The following is a 21506-nucleotide window of genomic DNA, read 5'->3' as shown; positions in this document are numbered from 1 at the left end:
AGGAGTATTCATGAAGCAAACCGTTTATACCGCCAGCCCTGAAAGTCAGCAAATCCACGTCTGGAGCCTGAATCACGATGGTTCTCTGACGCTGACGCAGGTGGTTGATGTACCGGGTCAGGTACAGCCGATGGTCGTCAGCCCGGATAAGCGTTACCTCTATGTTGGCGTGCGCCCGGAGTTTCGCGTGTTGGCTTATCGTATTGCGCCTGATGACGGTGCGCTGACCTTTGCAGCAGAGTCTGCGCTGCCGGGGAGCCCGACGCATATTTCTACCGATCATCAGGGACGTTTCGTGTTCGTTGGCTCTTATAACGCGGGTAGCGTGAGCGTCACGCGTCTGGAAGATGGCCTGCCGGTGGAACTGGTTGACGTGGTAGAAGGTCTGGATGGTTGCCACTCAGCCAACATCTCTCCGGATAACCGTACCCTGTGGGTTCCGGCGTTGAAACAGGATCGTATCTGCCTGTTTGACGTTAGCGATGATGGCCATCTGGTTGCGCAGGAACCGGCTGAAGTGACTACCGTTGAAGGCGCGGGCCCGCGTCATATGGCGTTCCATCCGAATAAGCAATATGCCTACTGCGTGAACGAGCTGAACAGCTCTGTTGATGTCTGGGAGCTGAAAGATCCGTACGGCAAGATTGAGTGCGTGCAGACGCTGGATATGATGCCTGCTGATTTCGCGGATACCCGTTGGGCAGCAGATATTCACATTACACCGGACGGGCGTCATCTGTATGCCTGTGATCGCACCGCCAGCCTGATTACGGTCTTTAGCGTGTCTGAAGATGGCAGCGTGCTGACCAAAGAAGGTTTCCAGCCTACCGAAACTCAGCCGCGCGGTTTTAATATCGATAACAGAGGTAAATACCTGATTGCAGCCGGACAAAAATCGCACCATATCGCGGTGTACGAGATTGCTGGCGAACAAGGGTTGCTGACGGAGAAAGGTCGTTACGCGGTAGGACAAGGCCCGATGTGGGTGGTGGTTAACGCGTACTAAAACGCTAGCGTTACAAACAATCCGCAATCTTGTGAAGATTGCGGATTGTTTTGTTCATTTAACGAGCGGTAGATTTTCATGACATTCAGCAACGGATGTCCAAAGACTGTCTTTGTCATCTGCCCATAAATTAAGCAGAAGAGAGAAAAAGCGTTCAGCGGGAGGTGAGAGGATAGCGTCTTTACGCCGAATAACTCCCAGCGTGCGTCTAATCACAGGCTCAACCAGTGGGATCCCTATCAGCGTTGGATGCGGCGTTTGCGGCATTGCTAACCCTGGTAATGCGGAAACACCCAGTCCAGCTTCAACCAGACCCAGCGAAGTGGACAGATGACGAACCTCGTAAAACCAGTTCAATTTCCATGGTTTATCGGCCAAATGTTGTTCAATCAATAATCGGTTACCGCTTGAGGAACGAACGCCTATCAGTTTGTAATTCAGCAATTCTTGCCACTCAACCAACTGCTTATTAGCGAGCGGATGATCGCGTCGACAAGCCAGAACAAACGGTTCATTAACCAGTGGAGTGAACTCGATAGAGGAATTTGTGATGTTGTTCATGTTTATTCCAAAATCAGCCTCATTGCAAAGTACGGATTCCATACAATTATTCGTCCCTTGTTCAATAATTCGCACTTTGATATTGGGATACCGCTCATTAAATTTTCCTATTGCCAACGGCAAGAAATAGAAAACCGCGGTAGGAATACAGGACAGTGTCACTATGCCATGATGATGAACATTCACATCGCTAATATTAAAAATAGTTTCATCTAATGCCCTAATTAATTCTCTGGCTTCAGGTAAAAGCATTTTCCCCGCTTTTGTTAATGTCACTTTGCGAGTTGTTCTTTCAAAGAGTTGAGTGTGTAAATACTCTTCCATCTTTTTAATCCTGCGAGTTAATGCAGGTTGCGTAATATTAAGTAACTTGGCGGCATTGTTAAAAGAATCGGACTCTGCCAGTGTGACAAACGCCTTCATGCTCGATAACTCGTGTTTCATTTTGACTCCGGACTCAATCGGGGAAGACCCTGTCTAAGATGAAAGTGTTCAGTGTATCTGCAATTCATCACTTTTAATTAATAAAAATAAATCACTAATCACGAAAATGAAGTCATTAGTCACCCTAATCATGACATGCAACCATGTACATAGTGGAAATAATATTGAAGAGAGCATTGTCATGAAAAAAATACCTTGCGTTATGATGCGCGGAGGAACGTCCAGAGGCGCGTTTTTATTAGCTCAAGACCTGCCAGAAGAAGAAAAATTGCGTGATGAAATATTGATTGGGATTATGGGTTCTGGCAATGCGTTGGAAATAGATGGCATTGGCGGTGGCAATCCGTTAACCAGTAAAGTCGCGATTATTAGTCTTTCAAACGACCCCAACGCTGATATCGATTATTTATTTGCTCAGGTACTGGTACATGAGCAACGGGTCGATACCACACCCAACTGTGGCAATATGCTTTCCGCCGTTGGTGCGTTTGCTATTGAAAAGGGGTTGATTGCTGCTTCTACGCCGACCACCCGCGTACGCATTCGCAATGTGAACACCAACACGTTTATCGAAGCTGATATACAGACGCCGCATGGTGTTGTTGAGTATGAAGGAACGGCAAGAATTGACGGCGTCCCGGGAACATCGGCCCCTATTGCGTTGACGTTTCTTAATGCCGCAGGTTCTAAAACCGGGCATATTTTTCCGACGGGCCAACACATCGATTATATCAACTCAGTTCCGGTGACCTGTATGGATATGGCGACACCTGTCGTAATTATTCCTGCCGAATACCTTGGGAAAACGGGCTATGAATCAGCGGAAGAACTGGATGCAGACAACGAATTATTGTCGCGCATTGAGTCTATTCGTTTACAGGCCGGTGAAGCTATGGGGCTGGGTGATGTCAGCAATAAGGTTCTCCCAAAACCGATTCTCATCTCTGCACCTCAACACGACGGCGAAATTAATGTTCGTTATTTTATGCCGCACTCTTGCCATAAAGCGCTGGCGATTACTGGGGCGATAGCTATCGCCAGCAGCTGTGTCATTAACGGTACTGTTTCGCGTCAGGTAACGGCGGGTGCGCATTACGGGAATATCACTATCGAACATCCTGGAGGCACTCTTGATATTCATTTAACCAATAAAGGGGATGAACCTGAAACTATCAGAGCTTCGGTTATTCGTACCGCCAGAAAAATATTCGCTGGTGATGTTTTCCTTCCCTGACAGCATTGGCCTCATTTCTCTGCGATCGCAGAAAAACGAAAAATACTGTATTGCCTGTACAGATTATTCAGGATTAATAAATGAACGTTAAATCATTATGGAAGCTAATTTTAATATTAGCGATCCCCTGTATTATTGGTTTGATTCCTGCCCCTGCGGGATTAAGTGAACTAGCGTGGGTGCTGTTTGGTATTTATCTTGCGGCCATTGTCGGACTGGTGATTAAACCGTTTCCTGAACCGGTGGTGTTATTGATTGCCGTTGCCGCCTCTATGGTGGTTGTCGGAAATTTAGGCCATGGCGTACTGAAGACCAGCAGCGTACTGAGCGGTTATGCTTCCGGTACGACATGGCTGGTTTTCTCCGCGTTTACGTTAAGTGCTGCTTTTGTGACGACGGGGCTGGGTAAGCGCATTGCTTATATTCTGATCGGCAAAATTGGTAACACCACGCTTGGCCTTGGCTATGTGACCGTATTCCTTGATCTGGTATTAGCTCCGGCAACACCGTCAAATACCGCGCGAGCGGGAGGAATCGTATTACCCATCATCAATAGTGTGGCGGTGGCGCTGGGTTCTGAACCGGATAAGAGCCCGCGCCGTGTCGGTCACTACCTGATGATGTCGGTCTATATGGTCACTAAAACAACCAGCTATATGTTTTTTACCGCGATGGCGGGAAACATTCTGGCGTTGAAGATGATCAACGATATCTGTCACTTGCAGTTGAGTTGGGGCGGATGGGCGCTTGCTGCAGGTCTGCCAGGACTGGTCATGCTGTTGGCGACGCCGCTCGTTATCTATTTTATGTATCCACCTGAAATTAAAAAGGTTGATAACAAAACCATCGCTAAAGCTGGCCTTCAGGATTTAGGACCAATGAAAGGGCGCGAAAAAATGCTGCTGGGCATTTTCGTTCTCGCATTATTGGGATGGATCTTCAGTAAAAGCCTCGGTGTTGATGAATCAACGGTGGCGATTGTCGTCATGGGTACGATGCTTTTATTTGGCGTAGTCACCTGGGATGATGTGGTTAAAAATAAGGGCGGCTGGAATACATTAATCTGGTACGGCGGTATTATCGGTTTAAGTTCGTTATTATCGAAAGTGAAATTCTTCGACTGGTTAGCCGAACTGTTCAAAAACAATCTCGACTTTGGTAATCACGGCAACGTGGCGTTCTTCGTTATTTTGTTCCTGAGCATTATTGTTCGATATTTCTTTGCCTCAGGCAGCGCATATATTGTGGCAATGATGCCGGTATTTGCCATGCTGGCGAATGTCTCCGGCGCACCACTGATGTTAACCGCGCTGGCATTACTCTTCTCTAACTCCTATGGCGGAATGGTCACCCATTATGGCGGTGCCGCGGGTCCGGTTATTTTTGGCGTTGGCTATAACGATATTAAATCGTGGTGGCTGGTGGGGGGCATGTTGACCTTACTGACCTTTATTGTCCATATCACTCTCGGCGTGTGGTGGTGGAGCATGTTGATTGACTGGAACATGCTGTAAATCATAAACCAGGTTTAAAACTTTTTATTGGCTGTGCGCTTATGTAAGCACAGGACTACGGAGTATCAAATGATTAAGCTGTATGAAAAAGGAATTTATCTCTCCGATAATAATGAAATTGTAGCTGAGGATTCTTTGCCTCGGCATATCTGCAAAGAGGATGCGAAAAAAGGAACTATAGCGTGGTCGATTCTCTCCGCGCATAATACGTCCGGTGATATGAATAAGCTTAAAATTAAGTTTGATTCATTAGCCTCACACGATATTACCTTTGTCGGTATTATTCAGACTGCAAAAGCCTCTGGCATGGAACGTTTTCCGCTGCCGTATGTTCTGACTAACTGCCATAACTCATTATGTGCGGTAGGGGGAACTATTAACGGTGACGATCATATGTTTGGTCTGTCTGCGGCACAGCGTTACGGCGGAATCTTTGTGCCGCCACATATTGCTGTTATCCATCAATACATGCGTGAAATGATGGCGGGCGGCGGCAAAATGATCCTTGGCTCAGACAGCCATACACGTTACGGCGCATTGGGTACGATGGCGGTAGGAGAAGGGGGCGGTGAGCTGGTCAAGCAGCTGCTAAACGACACCTGGGACATTGATTATCCTGAGGTCGTTGCCGTTTATCTTACCGGGAAACCCGCAGCAGGTGTTGGTCCACAGGATGTGGCGTTAGCGATCATTGGCGCGGTATTTAAAAATGGCTACGTCAAAAATAAGGTCATGGAGTTTGTCGGCCCTGGTATTCGTCATCTCTCAACGGATTTTCGCAACAGCGTTGATGTGATGACCACCGAAACCACCTGTTTGAGCTCCGTCTGGCAAACGGATGATGAAACTCGTAGTTGGCTGGCATTACATGGACGTGAACAAGACTATCGCCAGCTCAGTCCGCAGCCGATGGCCTGGTACGACGGTTGTATTTATGTTGATTTGAGTGCGATTAAGCCGATGATTGCGCTGCCATTCCATCCAAGTAATGTCTATGAGATTGATACTCTCAATGAGAATCTGACGGACATTCTCCGGGAGATTGAAGTTGAATCTGCACGTATCGCTCAGGGTAAAGCCAGCCTCTCGTTGTTGGATAAAGTAGAAAATGGTCGCTTAAAAGTACAGCAGGGGATCATTGCTGGATGCTCGGGCGGCAACTATGAAAACGTGATTGCTGCGGCGCAGGCATTACGCGGTCAATCCTGCGGTAATGATGCTTTCTCGCTTGCTGTCTACCCCTCGTCACAACCGGTGTTTATGGATTTAGCGCAGAAAGGTGTCGTTACAGATTTACTGGGCGCGGGGGCTGTCATCAGAACCGCATTCTGCGGTCCATGCTTTGGCGCGGGCGATACGCCAATCAACAATGGTCTTAGCATCCGCCATACCACGCGCAACTTCCCTAACCGTGAAGGCTCGAAACCGGGCAATGGTCAAATGTCAGCCGTTGCGCTGATGGATGCGCGATCAATTGCGGCTACGGCAGCCAACGGAGGATTCCTCACTGCTGCGACGGATCTGGACTGTTGGGATACGGTGCCAGACTATGCGTTTAATCCTGCACCTTATAAGAGTCGCGTATACCAGGGGTTCGTGAAAGGGGCTACGCAGCAGCCGCTCATTTACGGCCCGAACATTAAAGACTGGCCGGAACTGGGCGCATTAACGGAAAATATTCTGCTAAAAGTGGCCTCGAAGATCCTTGATGATGTGACAACAACGGATGAGCTTATCCCGTCCGGTGAAACCTCGTCGTATCGCTCTAATCCACTAGGACTGGCGGAATTTACGCTGTCTCGACGAGATCCCGGGTATGTGGGAAGAAGTAAAGCGACGTCGGAGCTGGAAAAAAGGCGCGTGGAGGGGGGCGACGTCAGCGAACTGGCGTCAGTTTTCGAACGCATCCAACAGATTGCCGGTCAGGAAAATGTGCAACCGTTGGATACTGAGATTGGTAGCATGATTTACGCCGTCAAACCTGGCGATGGCTCGGCGCGCGAGCAGGCGGCGAGCTGTCAGCGAGTGATTGGTGGCCTGGCAAATATTGCCCAGGAATATGCCACCAAGCGTTACCGTTCCAACGTTATCAACTGGGGTATGCTACCGCTCCAGATGGCAGAGCAACCTTCATTTGAAGTGGGGGACTATATCTATATTCCCGGTATTCGCCGCGCCTTAGATGAGTGCAGTAAAGAAATCGAAGCGTATGTGCTGCACGATGATGGTGAGGTGAGTGAAATCAGAGTGTATATGGAAAGCCTGACCGCAGAAGAGCGTGAAATTATTAAGGCAGGGAGTTTGATTAACTTTAATAAGTCGCGTTTGGTGTAACACTAATTGTATGCCGGAGAGGGCAATTTTCGTCGCCATTCGGCACATTGCCCGGCAGAGCATGAATCTGCCGGGCTTACATCAGAGAATGACGTTTACTGCTTAGGTTCAGCAACCACTTTGCTACCGATACCGCGGTTGTTGTATTCCCACATACGGTTGAAGTTGGTGTCGTTCAGGTTACGCTGGATTTCACCTTTGTCATCTTCCGCACCGGTATTACCGGCAAACGGGCGTTTTGCGATAACGCTGTCAGCCCATGGTTTTGCCATGTTAAAGCCTTCGTTAATCACGCTGTCACGAATCACGATCTGACCGTTAGTGTTGGAATCGACATCCAGCGAGCGGCCTAACTGCGCCACGCCATCGCCACTTGCCGTGAAGCGGCTATTAATCGCCAGGAAACCGTAGTAGATGTTTGACAGGGTAGCCGGTGCGAACACATAGGCTTCCTGCTGGGTACGGGAGTTCACTACGCGGAAATCGGTGTTATCGAACACTACGGCACCGCGGCCGGAAACGATATCCACATCGCCTTCAATGTAGCTGTTGGTAACCAGCGTACGCGGTTGACGATCGTTTTCCAGACGGTTTTGTACACCGCTATTGGTCACGAAGAAGGTATTCTGGCGGCCCAGGATATTGACCTTGTTGATCTGCACTTTATCGCCATCAGTACGCAGTGCAACGGCCGGGTGGTTACCCGCATCAACGCTGTCACCCAGGTTGTTTTCGATGGTCAGGTTCTGCAATTGCAACCCGTTGTTTTGCGACCAGACGACAGCAGAACACATCACGCCAATATTCGTGCCGCGTTTGTTCTGACAATTATCAAACATATACCACGCAGGTTTACCCGGCATATATTTACCGGCTGGGTTCACCGTACGACGCCAGTCAGCGGTGCTCATTTCACCGTCAATGGCCTGGCCAATTTTCACATCAAGCGGTTTTTCGCCCATGCCGTACAGCGTCAGGCTACCTGTTGCTGCCGGGATATATACCGTGCCCTGGTACTCGCCTGGCATAATCGCGATGTACTGACGTTTGTTAGTACGTTTGATGATTGCTGCATCAACAGCGGCCTGAATGCTGGTATGGGTGACGCCCTGAGTCCCTGCCGGGCCAACGACGAAGTCAGGTTGTGCAGGCAGAGAAATAGAAGAAGGGCTCCACGGCGCAGTGTTTGGCGTCAGCGCGGAAAAATAGTGCGCAGTAACGAAGTTTTTCGCTTCATTAGCCGACAAAATCGGGCGCGAAGAGGTTCCTGGCGCGGTTTGATCGGAAGGAATTTGATCGGGCGGCGTAGAGCTACAGGCGGTCAGCGTCACGCCAAAAGCCATTGCCAGCGCCAGACGGGAAACTGATGATATGTTCACAGGTTGCTCCGGGCTTTGAAAGTTATCCATTAAAGCCTGCTTTTTTATACTAAGTTGAGCGAAACGGGAAGGCGAAAAGGTAAAAAGTTGTTTTTTATCGCAGCAATGTCTGGCGCGGAGAGTCTTTATATCACAAATAGATAACAATTATGGTTCTTCAGGTTGACAACATCCCTATAATCAAAAATAAATGTCTATACAACCTATGACAAGTGGTGAGTCGAATGCAGCAATTCTTCCCTGATGATGTTATCTGGCGCAATGTTCGTCTGGCGACTATGGACCCTGAACGTGGTACCCCATATGGGCTGTTGGATGGTCACGCGCTGATCGTCCGCCAGGGCAAGATTCGCGATATCGTCCCGGAATCATCGTTATATCTCACGCATGACAATACTTTTGATATGCAGGGCAGGCTGATTACGCCTGGCCTGATTGATTGCCATACGCATCTGGTCTTTGGCGGAAACCGCGCAGGTGAGTGGGAGCAGCGGCTAAATGGTGTCTCCTACCAGCAGATAAGCGCTCAGGGTGGGGGGATCAATGCCACCGTATCGGCGACCCGCAGCGCCACGGATGAACAACTCTTACACGTAGCCCATCAGCGGATGGAACAGCTGATCAAAGAAGGTGTTACGCTGGTGGAAATAAAATCCGGCTACGGCCTGGATTTGCCGACAGAAGAGAAAATATTGCGCGTGGTGGCAGCGCTGGCGGCAGAGAATATCGTTGAAATCAGCCCGACGCTGTTGGCTGCGCATGCAACTCCAGCGGAATACCGGGATGATCCTGACGGCTATATTACGCTGGTGTGTGAGACCATTTTGCCGCAATTGTGGGAACAAGGGCTGTTTGAGACCGTCGATCTGTTCTGTGAAAGCGTTGGTTTTTCGTTGGCACAGAGTGAGCGGGTGTTTCAGGCTGCGCAGGCGCTGGGCATCCCGATTAAAGGCCACGTCGAACAACTGTCATTGCTTGGCGGCGCACAGTTGGTAAGCCGCTACCACGGGCTATCCGCCGATCATATTGAATACCTCGATGAAGCGGGCGTGGCGGCGATGAGCCAAAGCGGTACGGTCGGCGTGCTGCTGCCCGGCGCATTCTATTTCCTCAAAGAGGAGCAGCGCCCACCGGTAGCGTTGCTGCGTCAATATCAGGTACCGATGGCGGTAGCGACAGATTTTAACCCCGGTACCAGTCCGTTTATCAGCCTGCACTGGGCGATGAATATGGCCTGCGTTCAGTTTGGCCTAACGCCGGAAGAAGCATGGGCGGGCGTAACCCGTCATGCGGCCCGGGCACTGGGGCGTCATGCCACCCACGGTCAATTGAAGGCCGGGTTTGTGGCCGATTTTGTGGTGTGGGATGCAACCCTCCCGGTCGAGATCCTGTATGAACCCGGGCGCAATCCGCTCTACCAACGCGTATTCAAAGGACAAATAGCATGACCAACTGGCAACCAGCCTCACCTGCGCTGTGGCAGGGACGTGATGACCGCGCCGAATCGCCGAATGCGCTGCGCCTGTTTCAGACTATCACCCTGAGCCCGACGTTTAGCCCAGAAATGTACCGCGAGCAGATAGCGTTGCTCGGGTTTGCCTGTGACGAAGGCGTTAAACGTAATCAGGGGCGCACGGGCGCTGCCGGAGCACCCGATGTGCTACGCAAGGCGTTGGCGAATTTAGCCAGTCATGATGGGCACAATCGACTGGTGGATCTGGGAAATATTGTGGCGCAGGCTCCCGATCTTGAGGGCGCGCAGCAGGCGTTACGCAATGCAGTACAGCGCTGTCAGCACGAGAACATGCGTACCTTTGTTTTAGGCGGGGGACACGAAACCGCCTTTGCGCACGGCGCGGGCGTACTGGATGCGTTCCCGCAGGCGAAAGTGGGGATAGTCAACTTCGATGCGCATCTCGATTTGCGCCATGCCGGGCAGGCCACATCCGGTACGCCGTTTCGCCAGCTGGCGCAGCTTTGCGATGAACAGCAGCGTGAATTTCACTATGCCTGTATCGGCGTCAGTCGGGCGGCAAACACCCAGGCGCTTTGGGATGAGGCCCAGCGGCTCGGTGTTACGGTGGTGGAGGATCTGCATTGTGATACGGCGCAGGCGCAGTTAGCGCAGTTCATTGCCAATCTGGATGTCATCTATATGACAATCGACCTCGACGTGCTGCCTGTGTGGGAAATGCCCGGCGTGTCGGCCCCCGCCGCGCTTGGCGTACCGTTGGCGACGCTGCTGAGACTGATTGAGCCTCTGTGTCGTAGCGGTAAACTTCTGGCGGTGGATATGGTTGAATTTAATCCACGTTATGACGATGATGGCAGAGCAGCACGCGTGGCGGCGCGATTAGGCTGGCAAATCGCCCACTGGTGGCACTGACATACCTGATGGCGTTGCGCTTATCAGGTTCGGGTAATGCCTGTAAACTCTACCCACTCACATTTTCAGCTTAAGGAAGGCTCACGCATGCTCCCATCCCGTTCTGCTCCGGCTCCTTTTTACGAAAAGGTCAAACAGGAGATCAGCGAAAAAATTGCCAGCGGTATCTGGCAGCCTCACGATCGCATTCCTTCTGAGGCAGAGCTGGTGGCGCAATATGGTTTCAGCCGCATGACTATCAACCGGGCGCTGCGTGAGTTAACGGATGAAGGTTTACTGGTGCGTTTACAGGGCGTGGGGACGTTTGTCGCCGAGCCAAAAGGCCAGTCCGCGCTGTTTGAAATCCGCAGCATCGCGGATGAAATCAACGCCCGTCAGCATCAGCACCGGTGTGAAGTGCTGACGCTGGAAAAAACCCAGGCCAACGCGCAGCAGGCTTTGGTGTTAAACGTCAAAGAAGGCACCTCCATTTTTCACTCTGTCATGGTGCACTACGAGAACGATCTGCCGGTACAGATTGAAGATCGCTGCGTGAATGCCGAAATTGTGCCGGAGTATCTGGCGCAGGATTACAGCCAGACCACGCCGCACGCATACCTGTCGCTGATAGCCCCTTTAACGGAAGGTGAGCATATTGTTGAAGCGGTACGTGCCAGCGCTGAAGAGTGCGCGCTGCTGAATATTAAAGAACACGATCCCTGCCTGCTGATTCGTCGTAAGACCTGGTCTGCGTCGTCCATAGTCTCTCATGCCCGCTTGCTGTTTCCAGGTTCCCGCTATCGGCTGCAAGGGCGGTTTATGTCCTGATACAGGACATGAAAACCGTGATTGCTGACGCAATATAATAAAAATGTATCCTAATTGTTAAAATCACCCTTGCGATGACTTGTATAGACAAGTATATGTTTCTTATCTATCCGACGTTCGCGAGGAGTTTTCTGTCATGTCCCATAGCAAATATCGTCAGCAGGATATTCGTGCCCCGCGCGGCACCACCTTAACGGCCAAAAGCTGGCTGACCGAAGCGCCGCTGCGCATGTTAATGAATAATCTGGATCCCGATGTGGCGGAAAATCCGCATGAGCTGGTGGTATACGGTGGGATTGGCCGCGCCGCGCGGGACTGGGAATGTTATGACGCCATCGTCAACGCGCTGACCAAACTGGAAACCGATGAAACTCTGCTGGTCCAGTCCGGAAAACCGGTAGGCGTATTCAAAACTCACGACAACGCGCCGCGCGTGCTGATTGCCAACTCCAACCTGGTGCCACATTGGGCTACCTGGGAACACTTCAACGAACTGGATGCCAAAGGTCTGGCGATGTACGGCCAGATGACCGCCGGGAGCTGGATCTACATCGGCAGCCAGGGCATCGTGCAGGGGACTTATGAAACCTTCGTTGAGGCCGGGCGTCAGCATTATCAGGGTAACCTCAGCGGACGCTGGGTGCTGACCGCCGGGCTGGGCGGCATGGGCGGAGCGCAACCGCTAGCCGCTACGCTTGCGGGTGCGTGTTCGCTGAACATTGAATGCCAGCAAAGTCGAATTGATTTCCGTCTGCGTACCCGTTACGTCGACGAGCAGGCGACATCGCTTGACGATGCGCTGGCGCGTATCGACAAATACACCCGTGGGGGTAAAGCGATCTCCATTGCGCTGTGTGCTAATGCCGCCGACGTTGTGCCGGAACTGGTGAAGCGCGGTGTGCGCCCGGATATGGTCACCGACCAGACCAGCGCCCACGATCCGCTGCATGGTTATCTGCCGTGCGGCTGGAGTTGGGAAGAGTATCAGGCAAAAGCGGTGTCCGATCCCCAGGGCACGGTGCAGGCGGCGAAACGTTCAATGGCAACGCACGTTGAGGCGATGCTGGCGTTTAGCAAAATGGGTGTGCCGACGTTTGATTACGGCAACAACATTCGCCAGATGGCCAAAGAGATGGGCGTGGAAAACGCCTTTGATTTCCCCGGCTTCGTACCTGCTTATATTCGCCCCCTGTTCTGTCGCGGTATAGGCCCGTTCCGTTGGGTGGCGCTGTCGGGCGATCCGCAGGATATTTATAAGACTGATGCCAAAGTGAAAGAGATCGTGGCTGATGATAAGCACCTTCATCACTGGCTGGATATGGCGCGTGAGCGGATTAACTTCCAGGGCTTACCAGCGCGTATCTGCTGGGTCGGCCTGGAGTGGCGACAAAAGCTGGGGCTGGCGTTTAATGAAATGGTGCGTCGTGGTGAAGTATCCGCGCCGATTGTTATTGGCCGTGACCATCTGGACTCCGGTTCTGTTGCCAGCCCAAACCGCGAAACCGAAGCTATGCGCGACGGTTCAGACGCCGTATCCGACTGGCCGCTGCTGAACGCGCTGCTTAACACCGCCAGCGGCGCGACCTGGGTGTCGCTTCATCACGGCGGCGGGGTTGGCATGGGCTTCTCCCAGCATGCCGGGATGGTGATTGTTTGCGATGGCACCGATGAAGCCGCGGCGCGCATCGCCCGGGTATTACATAACGATCCGGCTACCGGGGTGATGCGTCACGCTGATGCCGGGTATGACATTGCGGTGGAGTGCGCAGTTGAAGAAGGGCTGAATTTGCCGATGGTTGCCGCGACGCAGGAGAAACGCTGATATGAACACCATGACACTCACGCCGGGCCATCTGAGTTTTACCCAGCTACGTGAAATCTGGCAGCAGCCGGTCAAACTGAGTCTGGATGCCGGGGCGATTGATGCTATCAATGCCAGCGTCGCCTGCGTCAATAATATTGTCGCTGAAGGCCGTACGGCGTATGGCATTAATACCGGCTTTGGTCTGTTGGCTCAGACCCGTATCGCCACGGAAGATTTGCAGAATTTACAGCGTTCGCTGGTGCTTTCCCATGCGGCAGGCGTTGGCGAAGCGCTGGATGACGCAATGGTTCGCCTGATTATGGTGCTGAAAATCAACAGCCTGGCGCGCGGTTTTTCCGGCATCCGCTTGAGCGTGATTGAAGCGCTGATTGCGCTGGTGAATGCCGAGGTGTATCCACTGATCCCGGCGAAAGGGTCGGTGGGCGCATCGGGCGACCTGGCGCCGCTGGCACATATGTCTCTGACGCTGCTGGGCGAAGGGAAAGCGCGCTGGCAGGGAGAATGGCTCCCGGCGACCGACGCGCTGAAAAAGGCCGGACTGGAGCCGATCACGCTGGAGGCGAAAGAGGGACTGGCGCTGCTCAACGGCACTCAGGCTTCCACCGCCTTTGCACTGCGCGGGTTAATTGAAGCTCAGGAACTGTTTGCGTCTGCGACGGTGTGCGGGGCGCTGACCACAGAAGCCGTGCTGGGCTCCCGTCGTCCGTTTGACGCCCGTATTCATGCCGCGCGAGGGCAGCGTGGGCAGATTGATGCCGCAATGCTGTACCGTCATGTGTTGACCGATTCCAGCGCGCTTTCGCAGTCGCATCATAACTGTGAAAAGGTGCAGGACCCGTATTCTCTGCGCTGTCAGCCACAGGTGATGGGGGCATGTCTGACACAAATGCGCCAGGTGATGGATGTTCTGCTGGTTGAAGCCAACGCGGTTTCCGACAACCCGCTGGTGTTTGCCGAAGAGGGCGATGTGATCTCCGGTGGGAATTTCCATGCTGAACCGGTGGCGATGGCGGCAGATAATCTGGCGCTGGCGATTGCGGAAATCGGCTCGTTATCAGAGCGGCGCATTGCGCTGATGATGGACAAACATATGTCGCAGTTGCCGCCGTTCCTGGTGAAAAATGGCGGGGTTAACTCCGGCTTTATGATTGCTCAGGTAACTGCCGCCGCGCTGGCGAGCGAGAACAAAGCGCTGGCGCATCCGCACAGTGTGGACAGCTTGCCGACATCTGCTAACCAGGAAGATCACGTGTCTATGGCTCCGGCGGCAGGGCGCAGACTGTGGGAGATGGCGGCAAATACGCGCGGCGTGATTGCCGTGGAGTGGCTGGCGGCGTGTCAGGGGATTGACCTGCGTGAAGGGTTAACCTCCAGCCCGTTGCTGGAGCAGGCGCGACAGGCGCTGCGCGAGCAGGTTGCTCACTACACGCAGGATCGCTTTTTTGCCCCGGATATTGAGTGCGCGACCGAATTGTTAGCGCAAGGAACGTTGCTGAAATTGTTGCCTGAATTTCTGTAGAAAATTGCCTGATGGCGACGCTGACGCATCTTATCAGGCCTACTGTCTGCTTTGTAGGCCGGATGAGGCGAAGCCGGCATCCGGCACAACACAGCTTAACTAAACATCGCGGTAATCGAGGCGCTGGCGAGCGAGTGGAAATGGACGTTAAATCCAACCATCGCGCCGCTGGCACCTTCATCGACATCAATACGCTCCACATTCAGTGCGTGAACAGTGAAGATATAGCGGTGGGTTTCCCCCTTCGGCGGCGCAGCGCCGCCATAACCCGCTTTACCAAAATCTGTACGGGTCTGAATCACCCCATCCGGTTGTGCAACCAGCCTGGAGCCGAATCCTTGTGGGAGTACGCGGGTATCAGCCGGCAGATTTACCACCACCCAATGCCACCAGCCGGAGCCGGTTGGCGCATCAGGATCAAAGCAGGTCACGACAAAGCTTTTGGTTCCTGCGGGTACGTCATCCCACGCCAGATGTGGGGAAATATTATCCCCGTCATACCCCATGCCGTTAAAGACGTGGCGATGCCCAAGCTTATCGCCATCGCGCAGATCGTTACTGATTAGTTTCATGCTGACTCCTCTTGTTAGCCAAAAAGTGTAGCCAGAAACCGTAGAGCTTACCGCTGATTAATCGCTAAAAAATGTTGCATTGCGCACAGCCTCGTTCACGGCCTGCGTCAGGCGACGCAACTGATCGGGCTGAATGATGTACGGCGGCATCAGGTAGATGAGCTTGCCAAACGGTCTTATCCACACGCCCTGTTCGACAAAGAACTTCTGTAACGCTGCCATATTCACCGGATGCGTGGTTTCGATTACGCCAATGGCGCCGAGCACGCGTACGTCCGCGACCCAACTGGAGTCCGCCGCCGGGGCGAGTTCTGCCCGCAGTTGCGCTTCAATGGCCGCTACCTGCGCGCGCCACTCGCCGGTTTCGATTAACGACAGGCTGGCGGAGGCGACGGCGCAGGCCAACGGATTGCCCATAAAGGTTGGGCCGTGCATGAAGCATCCGGCTTCACCATTGCTGATGGTTTCTGCGACCTGACGTGTGGTCAGGGTTGCAGAAAGGGTCATCGTACCGCCGGTTAACGCTTTGCCCAGGCACAAAATGTCCGGGGTTATGTCGGCGTGTTCGCAGGCAAACAGCTTGCCTGTACGACCAAATCCGGTGGCGATTTCATCGGCAATCAGCAGGATCCCTTCACGGTCGCACATCTTACGGATGCGTTTTAACCATTCGGGATGATACATGCGCATACCGCCAGCGCCCTGTACGATTGGCTCTAGGATCACCGCCGCAATTTCGTGGCGATGCGCGGCCATCAGACGGGCAAAAGGCACCATATCCAGTTCGTCCCACTCGCCGCCCATGCGGCTTTGTGGGGCAGGGGCAAACAGGTTCTCCGGCAGGTACCCCTTCCACAGACTGTGCATTGAGTTGTCGGGATCGCAGACCGACATCGCGCCGAAGGTATCACCGTGATAACCGTTACGAAATGTCAGGAAACGCTGGCGGGATTCACCTTTAGCCTGCCAGTATTGCAGCGCCATTTTCATTGCGACTTCTACGGCGACCGACCCTGAATCCGCGAGAAAAACGCACTCCAGCGCCTCTGGGGTCATCGCCACCAACTGGCGGCACAACGCAATGGCCGGGGCATGGGTAATGCCGCCAAACATCACATGCGACATGGTATCAATCTGTGTTTTCATCGCGGCGTTCAGTTGCGGGTGATTGTAACCGTGGATTGCCGCCCACCAGGATGACATGCCGTCAATCAGCTTCTCACCGCTGGCTAAGATCAGTTCGCAACCTTCGGCACGCGCCACCGGATAAACCGGCAACGGGGAGGTCATGGAGGTGTATGGGTGCCAGATATGGCGTTGGTCAAACGCAAGATCGTCCGTTGTCATAATCGACTTGTAAACCAAATTAAAAAGATTTAGGTTTACGAGTCTACACCAAACTAACAACGAAACGTATACCAATATGGCTCATTCTTCTCGCTGGACAATGTCGCAAGTCACCGAATTATTTGAAAAACCACTGTTGGATCTGCTGTTTGAAGCGCAGCAGGTTCATCGTCAGCATTTCGATCCGCAGCAGGTACAGGTTAGTACGCTGCTGTCGATTAAGACCGGTGCTTGCCCGGAAGATTGCAAATACTGCCCGCAGAGCTCCCGCTATAAAACCGGTCTGGAAACAGAACGGTTGATGGAGGTTGAACAGGTACTGGACTCGGCACGCAAGGCGAAGCAGGCCGGCTCAACGCGGTTTTGCATGGGCGCGGCGTGGAAAAACCCGCATGAGCGCGATATGCCGTACCTCGAGCAGATGGTGCAGGGCGTGAAAGAACTGGGGCTGGAAGCCTGTATGACGCTGGGCACGCTGGACGAATCTCAGGCCCAGCGCCTGGCCAATGCGGGTCTGGACTACTACAACCACAACCTCGACACCTCGCCGGAATTTTACGGCAATATCATCACCACCCGCTCGTACCAGGAGCGCCTGGACACGCTGGATAAAGTGCGCGAGGCGGGCATTAAAGTTTGCTCCGGCGGGATTGTTGGGCTGGGCGAAACGGTGACCGACCGCGCGGGTCTGCTGCTGCAATTAGCGAATCTGCCGACGCCGCCGGAAAGCGTGCCGATCAACATGCTGGTGAAAGTGAAGGGCACGCCGCTTGCCGATAACGACGACGTAGATGCTTTTGATTTTATTCGTACTATCGCCGTGGCACGTATCATGATGCCGACCTCATACGTGCGTCTTTCTGCCGGGCGCGAGCAGATGAACGAACAAACCCAGGCGATGTGCTTTATGGCCGGGGCCAACTCGATTTTCTACGGCTGCAAACTGCTGACCACCCCGAACCCGAACGAAGATAAAGATTTGCTGTTATTTCGCAAGCTGGGTCTTAACCCGCAGCAAACTGCGGTACTGGCGGGCGATAACGAACAGCAACAACGTCTGGAGCAGGCGCTGCGTACCCCGGATACCGACGATTACTACAACGCGGCAACCGTATGACCTGGCAGCAAAAAATTGACGATGCGCTAACAGCGCGTCGTCGTGCTGATGCCCTGCGTCAGCGCTATGCAGTGACGCAGGGTGCCGGGCGCTGGCTGCAGGCCGATGGTCGCCAGTATCTGAATTTCTCCAGCAACGACTACCTCGGCTTAAGCCACCATCCGCAGATTATCTGCGCGTGGCAGCAGGGCGCTGAGCGTTTTGGCGTCGGCAGCGGCGGCTCGGGCCATGTCAGCGGTTATTCCGTTGCTCATCAGGCGCTGGAAGAAGAGCTGGCGCAGTGGCTCGGCTATTCCCGGGCGCTGTTGTTCATCTCTGGTTTTGCCGCCAATCAGGCGGTCATTGCCGCACTGATGGGAAAAGATGACAAGATTGTTGCCGACAGGCTCAGCCATGCCTCGCTGCTGGAGGCTGCCAGTCTTAGCCCTGCCGTGTTACGTCGCTTTACCCATAACGACTCGCAACATCTGGATCGTCTGCTGACAGCCCCCTGTCCGGGGCAGCAGCTGGTGGTCACCGAAGGCGTGTTCAGCATGGATGGCGACAGCGCGCCGCTGGCAGAAATCCACGTGGTGGCGAAACGGCAGGGCGCGTGGCTGCTGGTGGATGATGCGCATGGGATTGGCGTAAGCGGTGAGGAAGGACGTGGTTCGTGCTCTCGACAGCAGGTGAAACCTGAGCTGTTGGTGGTGACATTTGGCAAAGGGTTCGGCGTCAGCGGTGCGGCGATCCTGTGTTCTGATAGCGTGGCCGATTATCTGCTGCAGTTTGCCCGTCATCTGATCTACAGCACCAGCATGCCGCCAGCCCAGGCTCAGGCCTTGCGCGCCGCGCTGGCGGTGATCCGCAGCAGCGAAGGCGATGAGCGCAGAGAAAAGCTGGCGATGCTGATCCAGCGTTTTCGCGCAGGGCTGAATACCACGGATTTGACGCTGGCGCATTCAGACAGCGCTATTCAACCGCTGATCGTTGGCGACAATCATAAAGCCTTGCAACTGGCACAGACGTTACGGCAACAGGGGTGCTGGGTGACGGCGATTCGTCCACCGACTGTGCCGGTTGGGACGGCCAGGCTGCGGATTACGCTGACCCAGGCGCATGAAGTCCAGGATATCGACAACTTACTGGAGGTGCTGCATGGCGCAGGTCAATAAGCAGGCGATTGCCGCTGCGTTTGGTCGCGCGGCCACGCACTATGAGCAACATGCGGAGCTTCAGCGTCAGAGCGCCGATGCGTTACTGGCACGACTCGATGGCCGGGCGTTCTCACGGGTTTTGGACGCGGGCTGTGGGCCTGGGCGTATGAGTCGCTACTGGCGGGAGCAGGGGAGCGAGGTCTGTGCGCTGGATCTGTCGGCACAAATGCTGACCGAAGCGCAGCGTCACGATGTTGCCCATCACTATCTGCTGGCGGATATCGAAGCCATTCCGCAGGCCGCTGCCACTTTCGACCTGGCCTGGAGCAATCTGGCCGTGCAGTGGTGCAACGACCTGCGCGGCGCGTTACGCGAGCTATATCGGGTGGTGCGTCCTGGCGGGACGGTGGCGTTTAGTACCCTGGCGCAAGGGTCGATGCCTGAACTTCGTCAGGCGTGGCGAGCAGTTGATGATCGGGAGCACGCCAACCGTTTTTTGCCGGTGGAGCAACTGGAAAACGCGCTGTGCGGCTGGGACGTTGAATACCAGTCTCATGCCGTCACGCTGTGGTTTGACGATGCGCTGAGCGCCATGCGCTCGCTGAAGGGTATTGGCGCGACGCATTTGCACGACGGACGCGAACAGCGTGTGCTGACCCGTTCGCAACTGCGTCAGCTACAACTCGCCTGGCCCTGTCAGCAGGGGAAATATCCGCTGACCTATCATCTTTTTTTGGGAGTGATTCAACGTGACTAACACCTATTTTGTCACCGGGACGGACACCGAAGTAGGTAAAACTATCGCCAGCTGTGCGTTGCTTCAGGCGGCGGGACAGCTGGGGTTGCGAACGGTCGGCTATAAGCCGGTGGCGTCAGGCAGTGAAATGACGGCTGAAGGTCTGCGAAACAGCGATGCGCTGGCTCTACAGCGCAACAGCGTTGTGGCAGTGGATTATGCGGCCATCAATCCGTATACCTTCGCCGAACCTACCTCACCGCATATCATCAGTGCTGACGAAGGGCGCCCCATTCAGGCCTCAGTGATGTCTGCGGGTTTACGCTTGCTTGAAGAACAGGCTGACTGGGTATTGGTGGAAGGCGCAGGCGGATGGTTTACGCCACTTTCGCCAACGCTGAGTTTTTCTGACTGGGTAAAAGCGGAACAACTGCCGGTGATTCTGGTGGTTGGCGTTAAGCTCGGCTGTATCAATCATGCCATTTTGACCGCCCAGGCGGTGCAGCAGGCCGGGCTGACGCTCGCCGGATGGGTTGCCAATGATGTGCAGCCACCCGGTAAGCGTCATGCTGAATATATGGCGACACTAAAGCGTGCGCTTGCGGCTCCGCTACTGGGGGAAATTCCCTGGCTGGCAGAAGAGCCGGAACGAGCAGCGACAGGTCGTTATATCGATCTTAGCGTTTTGTCTCTGGCATCCACCAGTCGTTGATTAGCGGGTCGCTGAATTGTGTTATTTGCCCTTGAGCCACGTTGCGTCCACGATGTAACAAGCAATAGCAGTCAGCGACCCGACGAATAAACGGCAGGCTCTGCTCCGCGAGCATAATGGCGATGCCAAGCTCCTGGCTTAGCCTCACTATCAGATTCCCCAGTTTGTGGATATATGCCTGGCCACTTCCTCGCGTCGGCTCATCGAGAATCAGCAGGCGCGGGCGAGTGACTAACGCACTGGCGAGTGCAAGCTGGTGCTGATTTTCCTCCGACAATGCCACCCCTTTGGCCTGACGCAGTACAAACAGCTGTGGAAACAGGCGGTAAATATCGCTGCTGTTCATCGTTTCGCTTTTCTCAACCGCCTGGCGCGCAATGTGCAGATTTTCCTCTACCGTCAGCTGCGAAAAAATTCGCCGTTCCTGTGATACACAGTTAATACCCAGCGCAATGCGCTTTGCCGCCGGAATCTGAAGCAGATCGCAAGGTGGTGCGCCAGCCTGATGCCAGAACATGGTTCCGCTCTCAATCGGTAAATTGCCTGTGATGCAATTGGCCAGCGTGGTTTTTCCCATCCCTGGAAGACCCAGCACAGCGGTACATTTACCGGGCAACAGGTCGAGATCGACATCCCAAAGCGAGTGTTGATTACCGTAATAGTGATTCACTGCACGAAGACTCAACATAGATTTCTCCCTCATGATGATATCCGCCTCGCGGGCTGATGGTCGGGAGAAAACTGCAAATCTCTTGCCAGAAGCGGAATGAGGGGAAAATACAGCAGAATAGCGTATTGAGCGGGTTGCGGTATCTGGCTTGTTGTGGATGAGCGCCGCAGTGTGCACATTGTCAGTGCCTGGTGGCGTTGTGATGGT

18 protein-coding genes are annotated in these 21506 nt (G+C 53.7%); 13 read left to right on the top strand and 5 right to left on the bottom strand.

All coding sequences use genetic code 11. The annotated features are described in order from the left end of the window. Positions 1-10 precede the first annotated feature (10 nt). Positions 11-1006 (top strand): 6-phosphogluconolactonase, encoded by a 996-nt coding sequence (pgl, locus tag OGY06_RS07165; RefSeq protein WP_020996535.1) that lies wholly within the window; start codon positions 11-13, stop codon positions 1004-1006. A 54-nt stretch (positions 1007-1060) separates the two neighbouring features. Here pgl and OGY06_RS07160 read toward each other — a convergent pair whose 3' ends face one another. Continuing rightward, positions 1061-2011, bottom strand: coding sequence for a LysR family transcriptional regulator (locus OGY06_RS07160; RefSeq protein WP_003831484.1), 951 nt, complete (start codon positions 2009-2011; stop codon positions 1061-1063). 181 nt (positions 2012-2192) lie between these two features. On the opposite strand from OGY06_RS07160, the gene OGY06_RS07155 reads away from it, so the two are divergent. The 3 genes from OGY06_RS07155 to OGY06_RS07145 all read left to right on the top strand — a co-directional run bounded on the left by OGY06_RS07155 (position 2193) and on the right by OGY06_RS07145 (position 7093). Next, the gene (locus tag OGY06_RS07155) at positions 2193-3245 is read left to right on the top strand and encodes a 4-oxalomesaconate tautomerase (protein WP_063940674.1); all 1053 of its coding nucleotides are present in this window, start codon (positions 2193-2195) and stop codon (positions 3243-3245) included. A gap of 80 nt (positions 3246-3325) precedes the next feature. Continuing rightward, positions 3326-4759, top strand: coding sequence for an anion permease (locus OGY06_RS07150; RefSeq protein WP_063940673.1), 1434 nt, complete (start codon positions 3326-3328; stop codon positions 4757-4759). Between the two features lie 69 nt (positions 4760-4828). Then, complete coding sequence (locus tag OGY06_RS07145) at positions 4829-7093, top strand: hydratase (RefSeq protein WP_063940672.1); 2265 nt, start codon at positions 4829-4831, stop codon at positions 7091-7093. Between the two features lie 95 nt (positions 7094-7188). On the opposite strand, the gene OGY06_RS07140 is transcribed toward OGY06_RS07145, so the two are convergent. Next, a complete protein-coding gene (locus OGY06_RS07140) occupies positions 7189-8472 on the bottom strand; it encodes a putative acyl-CoA thioester hydrolase (protein WP_032934550.1) in 1284 nt (427 codons plus the stop codon). 224 nt (positions 8473-8696) lie between these two features. Here OGY06_RS07140 and hutI point away from each other — a divergent pair, with 224 nt between their 5' ends. From hutI to hutH, 5 genes are all read left to right on the top strand, one after another. Continuing rightward, complete coding sequence (hutI, locus tag OGY06_RS07135) at positions 8697-9920, top strand: imidazolonepropionase (protein WP_286605003.1); 1224 nt, start codon at positions 8697-8699, stop codon at positions 9918-9920. Continuing rightward, positions 9917-10858: a formimidoylglutamase gene (gene hutG, locus OGY06_RS07130; protein ID WP_003831501.1), complete on the top strand. Its 942-nt coding sequence runs from the start codon at positions 9917-9919 to the stop codon at positions 10856-10858. The genes hutI and hutG overlap by 4 nt, the downstream gene beginning before the upstream one ends. An 87-nt stretch (positions 10859-10945) precedes the next feature. Next, positions 10946-11665: a histidine utilization repressor gene (locus OGY06_RS07125; protein ID WP_003831502.1), complete on the top strand. Its 720-nt coding sequence runs from the start codon at positions 10946-10948 to the stop codon at positions 11663-11665. A gap of 136 nt (positions 11666-11801) precedes the next feature. After that, positions 11802-13487 (top strand): urocanate hydratase, encoded by a 1686-nt coding sequence (gene hutU, locus OGY06_RS07120; RefSeq protein WP_286605001.1) that lies wholly within the window; start codon positions 11802-11804, stop codon positions 13485-13487. Position 13488: 1 nt separating this feature from the next. After that, positions 13489-15009, top strand: coding sequence for a histidine ammonia-lyase (gene hutH / locus OGY06_RS07115; RefSeq protein ID WP_003831508.1), 1521 nt, complete (start codon positions 13489-13491; stop codon positions 15007-15009). A gap of 95 nt (positions 15010-15104) precedes the next feature. Here hutH and OGY06_RS07110 read toward each other — a convergent pair whose 3' ends face one another. Continuing rightward, positions 15105-15581, bottom strand: a complete 477-nt coding sequence (locus tag OGY06_RS07110; protein WP_149335600.1) for a kinase inhibitor — start codon at positions 15579-15581, stop codon at positions 15105-15107. A 57-nt stretch (positions 15582-15638) separates the two neighbouring features. After that, complete coding sequence (gene bioA, locus OGY06_RS07105) at positions 15639-16928, bottom strand: adenosylmethionine--8-amino-7-oxononanoate transaminase (protein WP_126318767.1); 1290 nt, start codon at positions 16926-16928, stop codon at positions 15639-15641. 76 nt (positions 16929-17004) lie between these two features. Here bioA and bioB point away from each other — a divergent pair, with 76 nt between their 5' ends. Genes bioB through bioD form a run of 4 tightly spaced genes read left to right on the top strand, consistent with a single transcriptional unit; the run spans position 17005 to position 20629 of the window. After that, positions 17005-18045, top strand: coding sequence for a biotin synthase BioB (gene bioB / locus OGY06_RS07100; protein WP_008784180.1), 1041 nt, complete (start codon positions 17005-17007; stop codon positions 18043-18045). Then, positions 18042-19199, top strand: a complete 1158-nt coding sequence (gene bioF, locus OGY06_RS07095; RefSeq protein WP_003831517.1) for an 8-amino-7-oxononanoate synthase — start codon at positions 18042-18044, stop codon at positions 19197-19199. Before bioB ends, bioF begins: the two co-directional genes overlap by 4 nt. Continuing rightward, a complete protein-coding gene (bioC, locus tag OGY06_RS07090; protein WP_003831518.1) occupies positions 19183-19938 on the top strand; it encodes a malonyl-ACP O-methyltransferase BioC in 756 nt (251 codons plus the stop codon). The genes bioF and bioC overlap by 17 nt, the downstream gene beginning before the upstream one ends. Beyond that, complete coding sequence (bioD, locus tag OGY06_RS07085; RefSeq protein WP_063940666.1) at positions 19931-20629, top strand: dethiobiotin synthase; 699 nt, start codon at positions 19931-19933, stop codon at positions 20627-20629. Before bioC ends, bioD begins: the two co-directional genes overlap by 8 nt. Here bioD and OGY06_RS07080 read toward each other — a convergent pair. Further along, positions 20595-21317 (bottom strand): ABC transporter ATP-binding protein, encoded by a 723-nt coding sequence (locus OGY06_RS07080; protein WP_003831522.1) that lies wholly within the window; start codon positions 21315-21317, stop codon positions 20595-20597. The genes bioD and OGY06_RS07080 overlap by 35 nt on opposite strands. Between the last annotated feature and the right edge of the window lie 189 nt (positions 21318-21506).

It is taken from the genome of Citrobacter sp. Cpo147, from assembly GCF_030332405.1.
In the GTDB taxonomy this organism is placed as follows: domain Bacteria; phylum Pseudomonadota; class Gammaproteobacteria; order Enterobacterales; family Enterobacteriaceae; genus Citrobacter; species Citrobacter portucalensis.
Note: the sequence above shows the minus strand (reverse complement) of the source record. Positions and strands in the feature narration are given on the sequence as shown.